Origin of the sequence: Collinsella sp. CLA-ER-H4, assembly GCF_040092395.1 — a bacterium.
In the GTDB taxonomy this organism is placed as follows: domain Bacteria; phylum Actinomycetota; class Coriobacteriia; order Coriobacteriales; family Coriobacteriaceae; genus Collinsella.
In genome coordinates this window covers 1-16,912 of sequence record NZ_JBBNLQ010000013.1, presented here as the reverse complement: position 1 = coordinate 16,912, position 16,912 = coordinate 1, and the positions used below count along the sequence as shown (strand labels likewise).

Sequence of the window (16,912 nt, the reverse complement as noted above, 5' to 3'; positions counted from 1 at the left end):
AGCGATGTCGTTGAATCTGGGCAGCCTGGGCATGGAAGATGCCTCGTTTAACTTTGGCGGTTCCTACATCATGGCGCTCGACTGCGGCACTACCTCGGTACTCGCGGCCATTGTCGACGAATACGGCTGCATCGTTGCCCAGGCGCGTCGTAGCGTCAAAACCAGCTTCCCGCGCCCCGGCTGGGTGGAGCAGGATCCCACGGAGGTGCTTGCCAGCCAGATCGGCGTGATGATGGAGGTTCAGTTTAAGAGCGGCATCCATTCCGATCGCATCGCCGCCATCGGCATCTCCAACCAGCGCGAGACCACGGTGGTCTGGGACCGCGTGAGCGGCCAGCCCATCTATAACGCCATCGTATGGCAGTGCCGTCGTACCGCGCCGGCGATCGACGCGTTGGTTGAACAGGGTTGCGAGGAGCTGGTGCGCTCCCGCACGGGACTTACGCTTGACCCGTATTTCTCGGCCTCTAAGGTGCAGTGGATTCTCGACAACGTCGACGGCGCACGCGAGAGCGCGGCGGCGGGCGACCTCATGTTTGGCACCATCGACACCTGGCTCATCTACAACCTCACCGGCGGCCAGGTCTTTGCCACCGACTACACCAATGCCAGCCGCACGGCACTCTTTAATATCCATACGCTCGATTGGGACGACGACCTGCTGGCGCTCTTTGACGTTCCACGTTCCATGATGCCCGAGGTTCGCTGGAGCTCGGGCGACTACGGCCGCGTCGCGAGCGACATCATGACCAACATGCCGCCCATCATGGGTGTGGCGGGCGACCAGCAGGCATCGCTGTTCGGTCACTGCTGCTTCTATCCCGGCCAGACCAAAAACACCTATGGCACGGGCTGCTTTATGCTCATGAACACCGGCGACGAGATCGTCGAATCCAAGAATGGCCTGGTCTCCACCATCGGTATCGCTGCGGACGGCAAAGTCAGCTATGCGCTCGAGGGCTCTATTTTTGCCGCCGGTTCAACGATGAACTGGCTTCGCAACAACATGGGCATCATCTCGAGCGTGAGCGAGTCGGCACAACTCGCCACTTCGATTAGCGACAACGAGGGCTGCTACTTCGTTCCCGCCTTTGCGGGTTTGGGCGCTCCCTGGTGGGACCCGCATGCCCGCGGTATCGTGTGCGGTCTGACCGGCGCCTCGAGCCGTGCGACCATCGTACGTGCCGCCTGCGAATCCATGGCATATCAGAGCTACGACGTGCTGCGCGCCATGGAGCAGGACGTGGGGCTTTCGATCGAGCGCCTGTCTGTCGATGGCGGTGCCTCGCGCAACGAGTTCATCATGCAATTCCAGGCCGACCTGCTGGATATCCCCGTGCTGCAATGCGAGACGGTGGAGACCACGGCAATCGGTGCCGCGTACTTGGCGGGTCTTGCCGTCGGCTATTGGGAAGACCTGGAGGAGCTGGAGCAAAATGCCCAGATCGTTAGGACCTTCCTTCCCCACATGTCCGCCGAGCGCCGCGAGCAAAACCTTGCGGGCTGGCGTGATGCAGTAAGGCGCTCGCTCAGCACCGCACAGTAGGGCTGCGATGGGCTGCTCGATACAACAAACCGCTAAACTAATGCATGGCGTGCGGCGGCAACATTGCTGCACGCCTTGTCAGCAAGGCCGTTTTGCGGCCGCAACGAAAGGGGCAATCAATCCATGACCGTCACCTACGATGCGTCCCGTGTGACGCTTGTCGATCACCCGCTCGTCCAGCACAAGCTGTCGATCCTGCGCGACAAAAACACCGGCACCAACCAGTTCCGTCAGCTCGTGCGCGAACTCGCGCTTTTTGACGGCTACGAGGCCATGCGCGACCTGCCTATGGAAGACGTCGAGGTCGAGACCCCCATCACTACCGCCACGTTCAAACAGCTTGCTGGCAAGAAACTCGCCATCGTGCCCATCCTGCGTGCGGGCCTTGGCATGGTCGACGGCATCCTCGACCTGGTGCCCTCCGCTCGCGTGGGCCACATCGGCATGGAGCGCGACGGGGTTACCCACGAGCCGCACGAGTATTACTGCAAGATGCCCAAGGATATCGACCAGCGCATCTGCCTGGTCGTCGACCCCATGCTCGCCACGGGCGGTTCGGCCGAGATGGCCATTAGCTACCTGCGCGAGCGCGGTGTCAAGGACATCCGCATGCTGTGCATCGTCGCGGCCCCCGAGGGCCTCAAGTCGCTGACTGAGAAGGACCCAGATGTGCATATCTATACCTGCGCCATCGACGACCATCTCAACGAGGCCGCCTACATCGTTCCCGGCCTGGGCGACGCCGGTGACCGCATCTACGGCACGCTCTAGTCGCTGGGCTAAGACGGCCGCGGCTGCAAATACGAAGAAACGGTGCGCGCGGACGAACAAAAGGCGACCGCGCGCACTCCTGTTAACGGACGTTTTGCCCTGCAGGGTTCGAGAAAAACGTATTACCGTACCTGCGGCATAAAGAAGGTCTTAAGAAAACGAACAGGTGCGTATTAACCGATGCTTTTTCGGTTGTACTTTAGCGATTGGCTCGTACAATAGTCACCAATGTTTGGCGGGAACTGTTCTGTGAAGCGTTAAAAAGGAAAGTGAGGACGCCAGTGTTTCAGATAGCCGATCTGCTCGCTATCGTTGCAGGCGCCATCGCGGGCGCAATTGCCTTCCTTCCCTTTGTCTTTACGCTCAAGCCGGTTCTTGACGATAAACAGAATGCGGACATGCTCAAGGGTATGGTGAGTCTGGCGGTCTCGGCAATCGCCCTGCTCGTCTTTACCTTGGTTGTGTTTGTGTTGTTCGGAGAGGCATTTCGCATGTTCCTCCTGGGCGAGGCGATCGGCTTCGTGGCCTTTATGGCCGCCTGCACGGTTCGCGTCGCCAAGGCGCTGCGAGATCCTCATGAGGTCGAAAGGTAAGTCGTGGAAATTTTTGAAAAGCTGCCTGATGAGATTAATCATCTGGTCAGCGAGTTCAGCTCCACCCCTGTCGTGGGCGATCTGAGCTGCGGCATCACGCAGTACTCGTTTTGGCTGATCGTCTCCACGATCGTGCTCCTGATCGTCCTGGCCGTGTTCAAGAAGAAGCAGACCCTGGTTCCCAAGGGCTTCTTCGTCAACGGTTTCGAGTACATCATCGAGTACGTCGAGAACGATATCGGCAAGGGCGTCGTGGGTGAGAACTGGAAGAAGCACTTCCCGTTCCTGTGCTCGCTTTTCCTGTTCATTCTGATCAACAACATGATCGGCCTGATCCCGGGAATGAAGCCCGGCACCGGCGCAATCGGCTCCACCGCCGCGCTCGCCATCTTCGCCTTCGTGTACTTCATCTACTACGGATGCAAGGCTCACGGCGTGATCGGCTACATCAAGAGCCTCGCCCCGCAGGGCGTGAGCTTCCCGATGAACGTGCTCGTGTGGGTCGTCGAGCTTTTCTCGACCTTCCTGCGCCTCATCACGCTCGCCGTCCGTCTGTTCTGCAACATGTTCGCAGGACACGTGGTCATGGGCTCGTTCGCCATCATGGCGAGCATGTTCATGCAGCCGCTGCTTCAGCAGGTTTCCGCGGCCCACGCCGTCGGCGCCCTGCCTTCGCTGGCCTGGCTTGCCATCCTCATCCTGATCTATGCGATCGAGCTTGTGGTCGGCGCCATCCAGGCTTACGTCTTCACGGTCCTTACCGCCGTGTATGTCTCCGAGGCAGAGGAGGTCGCGGAGGAGGAGTAGTCTTCCGTTCGCGCCTTAAAGGTAAGGTAATTCGTTAAACCGCCGGTGCCCGTACCCATGGAGCCCGGCAGTTATAAAAAGGTTATCCTGCGTGAAATAAGACACGCACGACAAAGGAGGAATCGTGGGAGTTATCGGTTACGGTCTCGGTGTTATCGGCGCTGGTCTTGCTATCGGCCTGTCTGCTCTGGGTGCTACGGGTGCTATGGCCCGTCAGCCTGAGGTCCAGGGCCGCGTGTTCACCGTCTTCATCATGGGCTCCGCCTTCGGCGAGGCTCTGGCTCTGATCGGCTTCGTTGTCGCGCTGATCGTTAAATAGCACGGAGCGTCAAGTATGAATCTTTCATCCCAGAAGAGCGCGATCGCACTCTCCGCGTCCGCGGCCGCGCTGCTCATGCCGGTTTCCGCGTTCGCTGAGGACGGCGCTGCCGGTGCGGACATCCTCATCCCTAAGATGGCGGAGTTCATCCCGGCGCTTATCGCCTTCCTGATTATCTGGATCGTGCTGGCCAAGGTCGCCCTGCCGGGCATCATGAAAACCATGGAGGAGCGCGGCAAGAAGATTGAGGAGAGCCTCGACGAGGCCGAGAAGACCAAGCAGGAGGCTATCGCCAAGCGCGCTGAGTCCGACTCGATCGTCACCGACGCCCGTCGTCAGGCTGCCGACATTGTTCTCGAGGCCCGTAAGGACGCCGAGTCCGAGCGCGCCCGCATTATCGAGGCTGCTCACAAGGAGGCCGAGGAGATCATCGCCAAGGCTCATACGACCGTCGAGGACGAGCGCAAGTCCATCTACGCCGGTGCCGCGAGCTCCATCGCCGACCTGTCCGTTGCCGTCGCCACCAAGATCGTGGGCGAGGCACTCGAGGACGATGCCGAGCAGAAGAAGCTCATCGAGCGCTACATCCAGGAAGCAGGTAGCCTGAATGCCGACTAGCCGCTATCAGGACAAGGTGCTCGAGACCTACGCGCGCTCCCTTCTGGAAGCCGCTAAGGCCGAGAACCATGTGTTCGAGGACCTCGAGATGATCGAGCGTCTGGCTAGCGCCAGCCCCGAGATCATCGCCGTGCTCGACACCATGTCCAAGCGCGACCAGCTCGACCTTCTTCCCAAGGTGGCAGCTGCCTTTAAGTATGTTGCCGAGGAAGACGAGGATGTAGTGGGCGTGACCGTCACCACGGCGATCCCGCTCGACGACGAGCTGCGTCAAACCATCACTAAGAAATGCGAGCAGGACTTCGGCCGCAAGGTATTCCTTATCGAGCAGGTCGACCCGTCTATCGTGGGCGGCCTGGTGCTCGAGGCCCGCGGCGAGCGTCGTGACATTTCCGTCAAGACGCAGCTGCGCATCGCGCAGGAGACCCTCGCAAACTCTGCTAATTCGTACGGAGGTGAAGCCTAATGTCCGAAACCCTCAATGCCCAGGATATCGCCAAGAAACTGCAGGAGCAGCTCACGAGCCTCTCCGCGACGGTCGATACGCATGAGGTTTCAACGGTCGACGAGGTAGGCGACGGCATCGCGCGCGTCTCCGGCCTCAAGAGCGCCATGGCAGGCGAGCTTCTGGAGTTCAAGAGCTCCGATACCGGTGAGACCGTCTTCGGCCTTGCCCAGAACCTTGACCGTGACGAGGTCGGCGCCGTTCTGTTTGGTGCCGTCGACTCCATCAAGGAAGGCGACGAGTGCCGCACCACTGGCCGCATTATGGATATCCCTGTGAGCCGCGCCATGCTCGGCCGCGTCGTCAATCCGCTCGGCCAGCCCATCGACGGCCTGGGCGACATCGTCGCCACGCACCGTCGCCCCATTGAGTTCAAGGCCCCCGGCGTCATCGACCGTACCCCGGTGTGTGAGCCGGTTCAGACCGGTCTGCTCGCTATCGACTCCATGGTGCCTATTGGCCGCGGTCAGCGTGAGCTCATCATCGGCGACCGTAAGACCGGTAAGACCGCCATCGCCATCGACGCTATCCTCAACCAGCGCGGCAAGGGCATGGTCTGCATCTATGTCGCCATCGGCCAGAAGGCCTCCACGGTTGCCAACATCCGCGAGACCCTCGCTCAGCACGGCGCGCTCGACTACACCATCATCGTTTCGGCCACCGCTGCCGATTCCGCCCCTATGCAGTACATCGCGCCTATGGCCGGTGCCGCTATCGGCGAGTTCTTCATGTACAACGGTGAGGACGGCAAGCCCGCCAGCGAGACCAACCCCGGCGGCCACGTGCTCGTCATCTACGACGACCTGTCCAAGCAGGCCGTGGCCTACCGTCAGATGTCGCTGACGCTGCATCGTCCGCCCGGACGCGAGGCCTATCCTGGCGACATCTTCTACCTGCACTCTCGTCTGCTCGAGCGTGCAGTCAAGATGTCCAAGAAGAACGGTTATGGCTCCATGACGGCTCTTCCGATCATCGAGACCCAGGACGGCGACGTCTCGGCCTACATTCCGACCAACGTCATTTCCATTACCGATGGTCAGATCTACCTGCAGTCCGAGCTCTTCTTCCAGGGCCAGCGCCCGGCAGTCGACGTGGGCATTTCCGTGTCCCGCGTCGGTGGCGATGCGCAGACCAAGGCCATGAAGCAGGTCGCCGGCAACCTCCGTCTGGACCTCGCTTCCTATCAGGAGCTCGCTGGCTTTACGCAGTTTGGCTCCGACCTCGACGAGGCTACTCAGAAGCAGCTGACCCATGGTGCCCGCATGACCGAGCTCCTGAAGCAGCCGCGCTACAAGCCGTTTGAGGTTGGCGAGCAGATCGTCACGCTGTTCGCTGGCAACGAAGGCTTCCTGGATGACTTGGAGATCGCCGACGTGCTGCCTTTCCGTGCCGAGCTCATCGAGTACATGGACAATGGCTTTGGCTCGCTGCTCGACAAGGTTCGCGCCAAGAAGATCGATGATGACACCAAGGCCGAGCTCTTGCGCGTCATCGGCGACTTCAAGCGGCAGTTCATGGCCAAGCACCATTCGGATGCTTCTGGATCAGAGGAGAACTAAGCCCCATGGCCAACCTTCGCGACATTAAGAAGCGAATCTCCTCGGTTACCACGACCAAGCAGATCACGCGCACGATGGAGATGGTCTCTACGGCCAAGATCCGTCGTGCCCTCGATCGCTCCAAGCAGGCCGAGCCCTATAAGGAGGCGCTGACCGACGTCATGTTGACGGTCGCCGGCGACGCCTCCTGTTCGGGCACCGATCCCATGCTGCAGAAGCATGAGAGCGTCAAGCATGGCCTGATTGTCGTTATTGCCTCGGACCGCGGCCTTGCCGGCGGTTTCAATACGACGGTGGAGCGCACGGCCGAAAAGCTCGCCGCTTCTTGGGCGAACGACGGCATCGAGTGCGAGATCATCGCGTGCGGGCGTAAGCCGGCCACGTATTTCCGTGACCGCGCAAACGTCGTCATGCACTTTGAGGGCAACTCCTCTGAGCCCGATTTCAATCAGGCCCGCATGATCTCCTCTCATATCTGCGATGCGTATCGTGCCGGTGAGCTTGACCGTGTCGAGCTTGTCTACCACCACGCCAAGAACCGCGTGGATCAGGAGCTTCGCGTCGAGCATCTGTTGCCGCTCGACCCCGAGATGATCGCTATGGCCCACGGTCCGCGTAAGAACGAGACCGACGCCCCTAAGCGCATCTCGTCCACGTTCGAGTTCGTGCCCTCTCCCGAGCATGTTCTCGGCAAGCTTGTGCCGTCTTATATCCTGACGGTCATCTACCAGGCCCTGATCGATTCGGCGGCTGCCGAGCAGGGTGCACGCCGCAAGGCCATGCACTCCGCGACGGAAAACGCCACCGCGATCATCTCGACCCTTACCCGCACGTATAGTCGCGTGCGCCAGGCTTCGATCACGACCGAGATTAACGAGATCGTCGGCGGAGCCTCAGCATTGGAGGAACAGTAATGGCTAATAACACCGTAAAGCTTGCGGTCGAGGAAGCCACCAAGAAGACGACCGCCGGTGATGGTCGCATCGTGCGAATCATCGGCCCTGTCGTCGACGTCAAGTTTGACGGCGCGGTGCCCCCGATCTACAACGCGCTCACGGTCGAGGCCGAGACCCCGATCGGTCATCTGAGCACGATCCTCGAGGTCGAGAGACAGCTTCCGGGCGGCGTCGTCCGCACGGTCGCCATGTCCTCGACCGACGGCCTGCAGCGCGGCCTCATCGCCACCGATACCGGTGAGCCCATGAAGATGCCGGTCGGCCCCAAGACGCTTGGCCGCATTTGGAACGTCATGGGCAAGCCCGTCGACGGCAAGCCCATGCCCGAGGTGGAGGAGTTCTACCCCATCCACCATGCCGCGCCCCGTTTCGACGAGCTCACCACCAAGACCGAGATCTTCGAGACCGGCATCAAGGCCGTCGACCTGCTCGAGCCCTACATCCGTGGCGGCAAGACAGGCCTGTTCGGCGGCGCCGGCGTTGGCAAGACCGTTCTGATTCAGGAGCTCATCAACAACCTCGCCCAGGAGCATGGCGGCACCTCGGTGTTCACCGGCGTCGGCGAGCGTACCCGCGAGGGCACCGACCTGTTCCTCGAGATGAGCGAGTCTGGCGTTATCGACAAGACCTGTTTGGTCTATGGTCAGATGAACGAGCCGCCCGGAGCGCGTCTGCGCATCAGTCTGGCCGGCCTTACCACCGCTGAGTACTTCCGCGATCGCGGCCAGGACGTTCTGCTGTTCATCGACAACATCTTCCGCTTCTCCCAGGCAGGTTCCGAGGTTTCCGCACTGCTGGGCCGTATGCCGTCCGCCGTTGGTTACCAGCCCACGCTGGCAACCGAGATGGGCGACCTCCAGGAGCGCATTACCTCGACCAAGACGGGCTCCATTACCTCCGTCCAGGCTGTCTACGTCCCCGCAGACGACCTGACCGACCCGGCGCCTGCCACGACGTTTACGCACCTCGACGCCACCACGGTTCTTTCGCGTAGCATTTCGTCGCTCGGCCTGTTCCCGGCTATCGACCCGCTCGCATCTTCCTCCGACGCTCTCGATCCCTCGATCGTCGGCGAGGAGCACTACCGTGTCGCCGTCAAGGTCCAGGAGCTCCTGCAGGAGTACTCCGACCTTCAGGACATCATCGCCATTCTGGGTATGGACGAGCTGTCCGAGGAGCAGCGCCTTACGGTCAACCGTGCCCGTAAGATTCAGCAGTTCCTCTCGCAGTCCTTCCACGTCGCCGAGAAGTTCACCGGCAACCCCGGTGTCTACGTCCGCGTCGAGGATACCGTCCGCTCTTTCGCCGAGATTGTCGACGGCAAGGCCGATGACCTGCCCGAGCAGGCTTTCCGCTATGCTTCCACGATTGAGGACGTGCGCGAGCGCGCCCGCAAGATGGGGGAGAAGTAGGTTATGCGTATCCGCATCGTGTGCCCCGTGAGCTGCGCCTATGAGGGCGACGCTGCGTTTGTGTCGATTCCGTCCACGGATGGCGAGTTTGGCGTTCTGCCTGCTCACTCCAGCGAGATCTGCACGATCGACCGCGGTTACGTTCGCGTTTCCGATAAAGCCATGGGCACTGTCGACCACACGTTTGCCGTGGCCGGCGGCTATGCCCAGGTTGCGGACGATGTCGTGACCGTTCTCGCCGAGCGCGCTTGCGATTTGGCGACCGTCGATGCCGACAAGCTTAAAGCTGATATTCAAGGTTTTGAAGAGAAGCTGGGTAATTTGTCGGAGGATGATGCACGCCGCGCCTACCTCTATAATGAAATCGCATGGTGTAAGCTCAAGCTTGCCCAATAGTCAAACGATTTAGCGTTCGACCATTTGCGAACACATCATGCCCGGGATGGCCCAGCCATCCCGGGCATGCTTTTTGAAAGGGTAGACCTTGGATATTATCCGCGTTGAGGGTGGCCACGCCATCGGAGGCTCCGTGCCCGTTTCGGGCGCCAAGAACTCCGCGCTCAAACTCATGGCGGCAACGCTTCTGGCGCCGGGCAAGACGACGCTGCAGAACGTGCCCGATATTTCCGATGTCCACGTGATGGGCAAGGTGCTCAAGGGTATGGGCGCCACAATCGATGTCCTTGACGAGCACACGCTCGAGATTGATACCTCTCAGGTCGATTCTTGGGAGGCCCCCTACGAGCTCGTCGCCAAGATGCGTGCTTCCACCGCCGTGATGGGACCCCTGCTGGGCCGCTTCCATCGCGCCAAGATTGCCATGCCGGGCGGCTGCAACCTGGGTGCTCGCAAGATCGATATGCACATTCTTGGTCTCGAGGCCCTGGGCGTAGAGTTCGATACCGCCCACGGCTACATCAACGCTAATGCGCCCCAAGGTCTGCGCGGTACCACCGTCACGCTCGAGTTCGCCAGCGTCGGTGCGACCGAGAACCTCATTATGGCATCCGTGCGCGCGAAGGGTACCACGGTTATCGACAATGCCGCCCGCGAGCCCGAGATCGTCGATCTCGCCAACATGCTCAACGAGATGGGCGCCAAGATTGTTGGCGCCGGTACGCCCGTCGTGACTATCGAAGGCGTGGAAGAGCTCCATCCCGTTACCCATCGCGTGGTGGGTGACCGCATCGAGGCCGGTACCTTTATCGTTGCCGGTGCGTTGATGGCCGACGATCGCGGTGTCGATGTCACGGGCTTTTGCCCCATTCACTTGGGCGTGGTGCTCAAGAAGATGGAGCTCATGGGTATCGACTGCGAGCGTACCGACGACGGCGTTCACGTGAATCGCGCCGAGCGCATCAAGCCGGTCGACATCCAGACGCTTCCGTTCCCCGGCTTCCCGACGGACATGCAGGCGCAGATTATGGTACTCTCCGCCCTTGCCGACGGTAGCTCCGTTATCACCGAGAACATCTTCGAGAATCGCTTTATGTTTGCCTCTGAGCTGGTGCGCATGGGTGCCGACATTCGTATCGAGAGCCATCATGCCATGATTCATGGCGTCAAGGGCTTCTCGGGTGCACAGGTTACCTCGCCCGATCTGCGTGGCGGAGCGGCCCTCGTCGTAGCGGGCTTGATCGCCGACGGGACGACCGAGGTTTCGGCCATCCATCACATCAAGCGCGGCTACGAGCAGTTTGTCGAAAAGCTGCAGGCGCTCGGCGCGCATGTCGAGCATGCTACCGTCCCCGATCCCGTCATCTACTAATACAGGTTGCCTATGTTTAATAAAAAGCCCCTCGCGGATACTACCGCCCGAAGACCCTCAACTGGTGCGCAGGCCAAGATCTACAGTCGCGATAACGTGGCTCGCTATTCCGAGCGCGCTCGTCAACGTCGTCGTAGCCACACGATTCGTCACGTCGCGCTCATTGTCGTGCTTGGCGTGCTGCTGAGTGCCACTACCGCTGCCGGCTTGTGGTTTGCCACCATTATGGGCAAGCTCGGCGATTCTAATGTCATTACCGACAATCTGCGTCGGGTTCTGGTTGACACCGATGAGGCAAAGGATCCGTTCTACGTGCTGCTTCTTGGCACCGACGGCCGTCCGGGCGAGGATACGTATCGTGCCGACTCGATTATCCTGGCACGCATCGACCCCACGCAAAAGCAGGCGACGCTCATTTCCGTTCCGCGCGACACCAAGGTCGAGTACAAGGGCGAGACCATGAAGATCAACGCCTGCCATACCGTTGGCGGCGCCGAGGCCATGGTCGAGGCGGTCAACGAGCTATGCGGTGTTCAGATTTCCCACTATGCCGAGGTCAGCTTCGACGGTATGCAGGCGCTGATTGATTCGGTTGGCGGTATCGACATTAACGCAACCGATGATGTTGACGACCCCGAGCACCTGGATATTAAGATTACCGCTGGCCAGCAGCATATGGACGGTGCCACCGCCCTTACCTATGCCCGCTGCCGCTACACCTATGCCGACGGCGATTACACGCGCATGCGCCACCAGCGTCAGGTGCTTGGCGCCCTTGCCAACCAGATTCTCAATAACTTCGATGCCACGAAGATCTTTGGCCTGGTTAATTCGCTGTCCGATATGCTTGTAACCGATATGAGCGTTCAGGATATCGTGGCTACGGTCAACGCCATGCGCGGTATGGATGTCGACGGTATCTACTCGGCCAACCTGCCCTCGTACGCCGACGACAGTACCATGATCGACGGTGTGAGCTACGTCTTTGTCTACGAGGACGAGCTCAGGGAAATGATGGAGCGCGTCGATGCCGGCAAGGATCCCAAGGGTCCCAACACCATGGGTCTTTCCGACGGTTCCAGCTCTACGATCGGCGACCTGAACAACAACACGTCTGACGACTACGCAAACGGTACTGCAACCTCATCGGTCAGCTCTGACGATTCCGATGACTCAAACGATTCGAGCGATTCGGACTACTACGAAGAGCCCACCGGCGACGGCAACGGCTACGAAGCTAACTATTAGGGTTACGCGGGCTTACCAGCCCGCGTAACCAGTTGACGCTGCAAACCCGCCAGAGCGGCAATCTGCCTTTCAACTTCGGCGGCATGATCAAAAGATCAATGCCGCCTCGTTTCAAGGCACCTTGCTCGCTCTGGCGGGTTTTCGCTGTCGGTGTTAAAACATCGGCGTAACACTTGTCACATGGGTAGTCATTGGGGACGTTCTTGTTTGACTAGTCGTTTAAGAACGCCCCCAGCTTCTATGCGGTGCTGACTACTCCCCTTGCACCAAAAACCGCCCCGTTCTCGGTTTTGAGGACGGGGCGGTTTTGCTTACCTGGATTGTTCGAGTTCCCTATGCAAAGCGGGCGACGAGCTCCTGGAGCACGTCGGTCATCTTGACGAGCGAACTAACCGGGACAAACTCGTTGACGCCGTGGTAGCAATAGCCGCCGGTGGAAAGGTTGGGGCAGGGCAGACCGCGGAACGACAGCTGTGCACCGTCGGTGCCGCCGCGAATCGGCAGCACTTGGGGTTCAACGCCGCAGGCAAGGTAGGCTTCCTTGGCAACATCAATAAGCTCGGGATAGTCACGAACGATTTCGGCCATATTTCGATACTGCTGCTTAATCTCGACCGTCACGCGCTCCTCACCCAGACGTTGGTTGAGCATCGAGGCGGCGGCATCAATAAGGTCGAGTTTCTGCTGGAACTTGGCGGCGTCATGGTCGCGGACGATATAGCGCGCTGTGGCGTGATCGACGGTCGCAGATACACCCTCAAGGTGATAAAAGCCCTCGTAGCCTTCCGTATACTCCGGGCGCTGCACGTAGGGGAGCAATGCGTTGAAGTCGCAGAACAGATTACCTGCGTTGACCATACGGCCCTTGGCGTCGCCCGGGTGGATGGACTGGCCCTCAAAGCGGACGGTCACCTCGGCGGCATTGAAGCACTCCCACTCCAGCTCGCCGATGGGGCCGCCGTCGACCGTGTAGGCGTACTTGCAGCCAAAGGTATCGATATCCAACAGCTCGGCTCCGTGGCCGATCTCCTCGTCAGGGCAGAAGCAAATGCCGAGTGCGGGATGGGGCAGGGAGGGATCCTGAGCGATACGCGCGACAAGCGACATGATCTCGGCGACGCCTGCCTTGTCGTCCGCGCCCAGCAGCGTGGTGCCATCGCTGCAGACCAGGTCCTCACCCGCGAGGTCGTTCAGGGCGGGAAGCTTGGCGGTGCTCATGGCAACGGGCTTACCGTCAACCGTGCCGCAGACCAGGTCGCCGCCTTCGTAGTGTACGATGTGCGGCTTCACGCCGGCACCCGGTGCAACTTCGGTGGTGTCGAGATGGGCGATCAGGCCCAGGGCGGGCTTGTCCTCAGCGCCCGCACTTGCGGGGATATGCGCGCAGACATAGGCGTGCTCGGTCACGTGGGCATCTTCCGCACCAAGCTCGCGCAGCTCTTCAGCCAGCACGTTGGCAAGGTCAAACTGAACGGCGCTCGAGGGTACCTGGTCACAGTTTGCATCCTCGGACTGCGTGTTGATCTGGACGTAGCGCAAAAAGCGCTCGAGGACATCGGGGCTCGTGGTGGTGTTTTCCATAAAGACCGCTCCAATCTTGGTCGTCGTGTGCAACAAGAACTCTAGCACGGTATGCCACGGCATACCACGACGCTTGGATGGGGTAGAATCAGCCATTGAATGCAGAAGGGACGGAAGATCATGGATACGACAAATAGCTCGCGCGAACTGCATCTGACGGTGGCGAACGAAGACTACTTGGAGTGCATGGTTCGCATTGAAAGCGAAGAGGGGGAAACCAACGGCGTGCGATCGGTCGACATCGCGCAGCGCCTTGGCGTCTCCAAGGCATCGGTCAATAAAGCGGTTTCGGCGCTCAAGGCATCCGAGCTTGTCGAGCAATCGCACTACGGCAAGGTGATCCTGACCGATCGCGGCCGCGAGGTTGGCACGGCTATCTGGTACCGTCATCGCCTCATCCGCACGTTTTTGGTTCAGGAGCTCGGTGTCGAATTTGAGCGAGCCGATTCCGAGGCCTGCATGATGGAGCATGCGCTATCCGAGGACACGATGAGCCGCTGGCTCGCCTATCTCGAAAAGCAGGGAATCAGCGTCGAGGAATAGCGGGATATATATGGATACGAGTTATTACAACCGCTTTGGTGCCGAGGAACTTACGCGCCGCTTGTCGAGCGAGACCTTGTTGGCGCAGGGCCCCATGGGCAGTGTTCTGTTGAGTGAGTACGATGCCGCCGACATTCCACCGGCGTTTTGGAATCTGGCAGAGCCGCAGACCGTTTCTCGTATCCATCGCTTGTATGTCGCCGCCGGCGCGCAGGTGCTCATTACCAACACCTTTCAGGCATCGAGCTATGCCCTCAAGCACGACCAGATTGCGCCGTCCGTGGCGGAGGTCAATCGCGGGGCCGTCGACGATGCCCGCCAGGCGCACCCTCAGCTACTGCTGGGCTCGATGGGCCCGATCGGTATTGAGTGGTTTGCCGAGGACTCTGTCGAGTATCGTGAAATCCGCGGCATTGCGCGCGAACAGGCGCACGCCTTGCTCAATGCTGGTGTTGACGGTCTGCTGATCGAGACGGTGACGTCTATCCGTAATCTGCAGCCCATGCTTGCCGGCGCCCGAGATGCCGCCGACGGCATGCCTGTTCTGGTGAGTTTTGTCGTTGACGATAAAGGCGACCTGCTGGGCGATGGCCTCAACATCGAGGCAGCCGTTTTGTACGCCGAAAAACACGGCGCAAATTCGGTTGGTGTTAATTGCTGTTCGCTTGCGGCCGCGAACGCGGCGGTGCCCAGGATGGTTGCATCGGCGACTACTCCCGTCACGGTGCGTCCCAACGTAGGCGATCCGGTCCAGACTCAGGATGGCCCCGTATGGCACGAGAACCCCGAAGCTTTCGCGCGCGCATGCATCGAATGGAGACATGCCGGTGCCGCAATGGTGGGCAGTTGCTGTGGAACCACGGCAATCACTACGGCCGCGATGGCCGAGGCGCTCGATATATAAAGGGCAAACCGCTCCATACGGGGCGGTTTTTTTATTGCTTGCATGTCCTCGGCAGCATTTGCCCAAATGGTGAATGCTGGTGCCGGCAGGTTGCCGAGTGCATGTTGCGGGTATACCCCATGCGTACCATGATCCAAACACTGTGAGGTGTCTGCGCGTGTGCGCGATAATTCATTTTGGAACTGACGGTTGGCGCGCTCGCGTCGATGAGGACTTCACTGCCGATAACGTTGCCCGTATCGCCGATGCCGTCGGCGAATTGTGGCAAAAGACCAATCCGGGCAAAACGGTATATATAGGGTTCGACACCCGGCCCCTGGCGAGCGAGTTCGCTGAGCTTGCGGCGGGCGTGCTAGCAGCGCACGGGCTAGACGCCGTGCTCGCTTCGCGACCTGTCCCGACCCCTGCCCTTACGTGGGCGGCGGCTTATGACGGTGAAGCGTGCGGCGCGCTCATGGTGACGGGGTCCCATCATCCGCAGGGCTATCTGTGCCTCAAGATTCGCATGGGTGACGGCTCGACCGCCAACCAGGATGTCATCGAAGAGCTCGAAGAGACTATGGCTCCCGAGCCAATGGGGATCGAGGGGCAATATCGCACCGCGGATATCATTCCTGACTATATGCAGGCGGTGGCATCGTTTGTCGATGCCGAAGCCATCCGCGCCGCGCACCTGCGCGTGGTTGTCGATCCCATGGGCGGCGCAGCCCAGGGCTATCTAGCCGACTTGCTGCGCGAGCTTGGCGTTGAGGTGCACGAGATTCACGCCGGGCAGGCGTCTGACCAAGAAGATATCTGCCCCGACCCCGTTGAGCCGTGGGTGGACGCTTGCGAGCGCACGGTTATCGAGGACGGAGCTTGCGCTGGCCTGGTGACCGACGGCGACGCCGACCGCATCGGCGCGGTTGACGAGCGCGGCAGATATATACATCCGCATCAGATCATGGCGCTCGTTTTGGGCGACTTGGTTCAATTTCGTAATTTGGAGGGGCGCGTCGTCGTCAATCTTTCGTGCTCGACGCTCGTGCGTCGCATTGCCGAGGCGCTTGGCTGCCGCGTGACCGTCAAACCAGTCGGTTTCAAATATATAGCGGCGGAGATGAAGAAGGGCGGCGTCCTCATAGGCGGCGAAGAAGCCGGTGGTATCGGCATCGCCGCACATATGCCCGAGCGCGATGGAATCCTCGCCTGTCTGATTCTGTGTGAGCTTATGGCAAAGACGGACGCGCCTTTGGGCGTTCTGGTCGACCAACTCGAGGACAGTTTTGGTAAGACGAGTTACGGTCGACGCGATTTACGCCTTGAGGCCGAAGATGCCGAAACGTTACGAACCCTGCTGCCGGGCGTAAACCCCAAGTCGATTTGTGGCAAGGTGCCGCAAAACGTTAGTCATATGGATGGCTTGCGTTTGGCATTCGAGGATGACACGTGGCTGCTGGTCCGTCCTAGTGGGACCGAACCAGTGGTGCGCGTCTACGCCGAGGGGTTCTCGGTGGAAGAACGCGATGAGTTGCTCGATGCTGGCTGTGCTTTAGCTAGGGGGACGTATCCGCCTTAACCATGAGACTGCCTTATATAAAGAGATGCTCGGCGAGCGGTAGTTAACGGCTGGCAAACGTTAGTCGAATCCCAGGATGTGTAGGAAATGTGTACGCCCAGATTCCCGCCCACGGGGCCCCTCCGGTCTGGCAATATATCTCCTTGCCGCGCGGCCCGGTGGAACCGGGAACCAGCGCAGGCGTGCACCTTGAGAACCGGATACTGCGAGGATGGACACTCACT

The 16,912-nt window shown here is 60.2% G+C and carries 17 protein-coding genes; 16 read left to right on the top strand and 1 reads right to left on the bottom strand.

The window, feature by feature from the left end; all coding sequences use genetic code 11:
* Nucleotides 1-4: 4 nt before the first annotated feature.
* The 13 genes from glpK to AAAX34_RS08025 all read left to right on the top strand — a co-directional run bounded on the left by glpK (nt 5) and on the right by AAAX34_RS08025 (nt 12,102).
* Nucleotides 5-1,546: a glycerol kinase GlpK gene (glpK, locus tag AAAX34_RS08085; protein ID WP_349110777.1), complete on the top strand. Its 1,542-nt coding sequence runs from the start codon at nt 5-7 to the stop codon at nt 1,544-1,546.
* Between the two features lie 123 nt (nt 1,547-1,669).
* Nucleotides 1,670-2,317 carry a uracil phosphoribosyltransferase gene (gene upp / locus AAAX34_RS08080; protein ID WP_349110776.1) on the top strand — a complete coding sequence of 216 codons (648 nt, stop codon included), beginning with the start codon at nt 1,670-1,672 and terminating at the stop codon, nt 2,315-2,317.
* A gap of 281 nt (nt 2,318-2,598) precedes the next feature.
* Nucleotides 2,599-2,910 (top strand): hypothetical protein, encoded by a 312-nt coding sequence (locus AAAX34_RS08075; protein WP_022094264.1) that lies wholly within the window; start codon nt 2,599-2,601, stop codon nt 2,908-2,910.
* Between the two features lie 3 nt (nt 2,911-2,913).
* Entirely contained in the window at nt 2,914-3,717 is an 804-nt protein-coding gene (gene atpB / locus AAAX34_RS08070; RefSeq protein WP_022094263.1) for a F0F1 ATP synthase subunit A, read from the top strand.
* Nucleotides 3,718-3,841: 124 nt separating this feature from the next.
* A complete protein-coding gene (locus tag AAAX34_RS08065) occupies nt 3,842-4,036 on the top strand; it encodes an ATP synthase subunit C (protein ID WP_022094262.1) in 195 nt (64 codons plus the stop codon).
* 15 nt (nt 4,037-4,051) lie between these two features.
* The gene (gene atpF / locus AAAX34_RS08060) at nt 4,052-4,654 is read left to right on the top strand and encodes a F0F1 ATP synthase subunit B (RefSeq protein ID WP_006235712.1); all 603 of its coding nucleotides are present in this window, start codon (nt 4,052-4,054) and stop codon (nt 4,652-4,654) included.
* On the top strand, nt 4,644-5,120 hold the full coding sequence (locus AAAX34_RS08055; RefSeq protein ID WP_006235713.1) for a F0F1 ATP synthase subunit delta: 477 nt from the start codon (nt 4,644-4,646) through the stop codon (nt 5,118-5,120). Before atpF ends, AAAX34_RS08055 begins: the two co-directional genes overlap by 11 nt.
* A complete protein-coding gene (gene atpA / locus AAAX34_RS08050) occupies nt 5,120-6,718 on the top strand; it encodes a F0F1 ATP synthase subunit alpha (RefSeq protein WP_349110775.1) in 1,599 nt (532 codons plus the stop codon). The genes AAAX34_RS08055 and atpA overlap by 1 nt, the downstream gene beginning before the upstream one ends.
* 5 nt (nt 6,719-6,723) lie before the next feature.
* Nucleotides 6,724-7,632, top strand: coding sequence for an ATP synthase F1 subunit gamma (gene atpG, locus AAAX34_RS08045; RefSeq protein ID WP_006235716.1), 909 nt, complete (start codon nt 6,724-6,726; stop codon nt 7,630-7,632).
* A complete protein-coding gene (gene atpD / locus AAAX34_RS08040; RefSeq protein ID WP_349110773.1) occupies nt 7,632-9,086 on the top strand; it encodes a F0F1 ATP synthase subunit beta in 1,455 nt (484 codons plus the stop codon). The genes atpG and atpD overlap by 1 nt, the downstream gene beginning before the upstream one ends.
* Before the next feature lie 3 nt (nt 9,087-9,089).
* Nucleotides 9,090-9,482 (top strand): ATP synthase F1 subunit epsilon, encoded by a 393-nt coding sequence (gene atpC, locus AAAX34_RS08035; RefSeq protein ID WP_006235718.1) that lies wholly within the window; start codon nt 9,090-9,092, stop codon nt 9,480-9,482.
* An 88-nt stretch (nt 9,483-9,570) separates the two neighbouring features.
* Entirely contained in the window at nt 9,571-10,854 is a 1,284-nt protein-coding gene (gene murA, locus AAAX34_RS08030; RefSeq protein WP_349110771.1) for a UDP-N-acetylglucosamine 1-carboxyvinyltransferase, read from the top strand.
* Between the two features lie 12 nt (nt 10,855-10,866).
* Entirely contained in the window at nt 10,867-12,102 is a 1,236-nt protein-coding gene (locus AAAX34_RS08025) for an LCP family protein (RefSeq protein ID WP_349110769.1), read from the top strand.
* Nucleotides 12,103-12,435: 333 nt separating this feature from the next.
* Here AAAX34_RS08025 and pepT read toward each other — a convergent pair whose 3' ends face one another.
* Nucleotides 12,436-13,683 carry a peptidase T gene (pepT, locus tag AAAX34_RS08020; RefSeq protein WP_349110819.1) on the bottom strand — a complete coding sequence of 416 codons (1,248 nt, stop codon included), beginning with the start codon at nt 13,681-13,683 and terminating at the stop codon, nt 12,436-12,438.
* Nucleotides 13,684-13,803: 120 nt separating this feature from the next.
* On the opposite strand from pepT, the gene AAAX34_RS08015 reads away from it, so the two are divergent.
* The 3 genes from AAAX34_RS08015 to AAAX34_RS08005 all read left to right on the top strand — a co-directional run bounded on the left by AAAX34_RS08015 (nt 13,804) and on the right by AAAX34_RS08005 (nt 16,688).
* Nucleotides 13,804-14,226, top strand: coding sequence for a metal-dependent transcriptional regulator (locus AAAX34_RS08015; RefSeq protein WP_040359600.1), 423 nt, complete (start codon nt 13,804-13,806; stop codon nt 14,224-14,226).
* 10 nt (nt 14,227-14,236) lie between these two features.
* The gene (locus tag AAAX34_RS08010; RefSeq protein ID WP_006235725.1) at nt 14,237-15,130 is read left to right on the top strand and encodes a homocysteine S-methyltransferase family protein; all 894 of its coding nucleotides are present in this window, start codon (nt 14,237-14,239) and stop codon (nt 15,128-15,130) included.
* Nucleotides 15,131-15,287: 157 nt separating this feature from the next.
* Complete coding sequence (locus AAAX34_RS08005) at nt 15,288-16,688, top strand: phosphoglucomutase/phosphomannomutase family protein (RefSeq protein ID WP_349110766.1); 1,401 nt, start codon at nt 15,288-15,290, stop codon at nt 16,686-16,688.
* Nucleotides 16,689-16,912 lie beyond the last annotated feature (224 nt).

Excerpts from the sequence above, each read along its gene's own strand:
- glpK (WP_349110777.1), top strand. The coding sequence starts at position 5 with ATGTCGTTGAATCTGGGCAGCCTGGGCATGGAAGATGCCTCGTTTAAC.
- upp (WP_349110776.1), top strand. The coding sequence starts at position 1,670 with ATGACCGTCACCTACGATGCGTCCCGTGTGACGCTTGTCGATCACCCG.
- atpF (WP_006235712.1), top strand. The coding sequence starts at position 4,052 with ATGAATCTTTCATCCCAGAAGAGCGCGATCGCACTCTCCGCGTCCGCG.
- AAAX34_RS08055 (WP_006235713.1), top strand. The coding sequence starts at position 4,644 with ATGCCGACTAGCCGCTATCAGGACAAGGTGCTCGAGACCTACGCGCGC.
- atpA (WP_349110775.1), top strand. The coding sequence starts at position 5,120 with ATGTCCGAAACCCTCAATGCCCAGGATATCGCCAAGAAACTGCAGGAG.
- atpG (WP_006235716.1), top strand. The coding sequence starts at position 6,724 with ATGGCCAACCTTCGCGACATTAAGAAGCGAATCTCCTCGGTTACCACG.
- atpD (WP_349110773.1), top strand. The coding sequence starts at position 7,632 with ATGGCTAATAACACCGTAAAGCTTGCGGTCGAGGAAGCCACCAAGAAG.
- atpC (WP_006235718.1), top strand. The coding sequence starts at position 9,090 with ATGCGTATCCGCATCGTGTGCCCCGTGAGCTGCGCCTATGAGGGCGAC.
- AAAX34_RS08025 (WP_349110769.1), top strand. The coding sequence starts at position 10,867 with ATGTTTAATAAAAAGCCCCTCGCGGATACTACCGCCCGAAGACCCTCA.
- pepT (WP_349110819.1), bottom strand. The coding sequence starts at position 13,683 with ATGGAAAACACCACCACGAGCCCCGATGTCCTCGAGCGCTTTTTGCGC.
- AAAX34_RS08015 (WP_040359600.1), top strand. The coding sequence starts at position 13,804 with ATGGATACGACAAATAGCTCGCGCGAACTGCATCTGACGGTGGCGAAC.
- AAAX34_RS08010 (WP_006235725.1), top strand. The coding sequence starts at position 14,237 with ATGGATACGAGTTATTACAACCGCTTTGGTGCCGAGGAACTTACGCGC.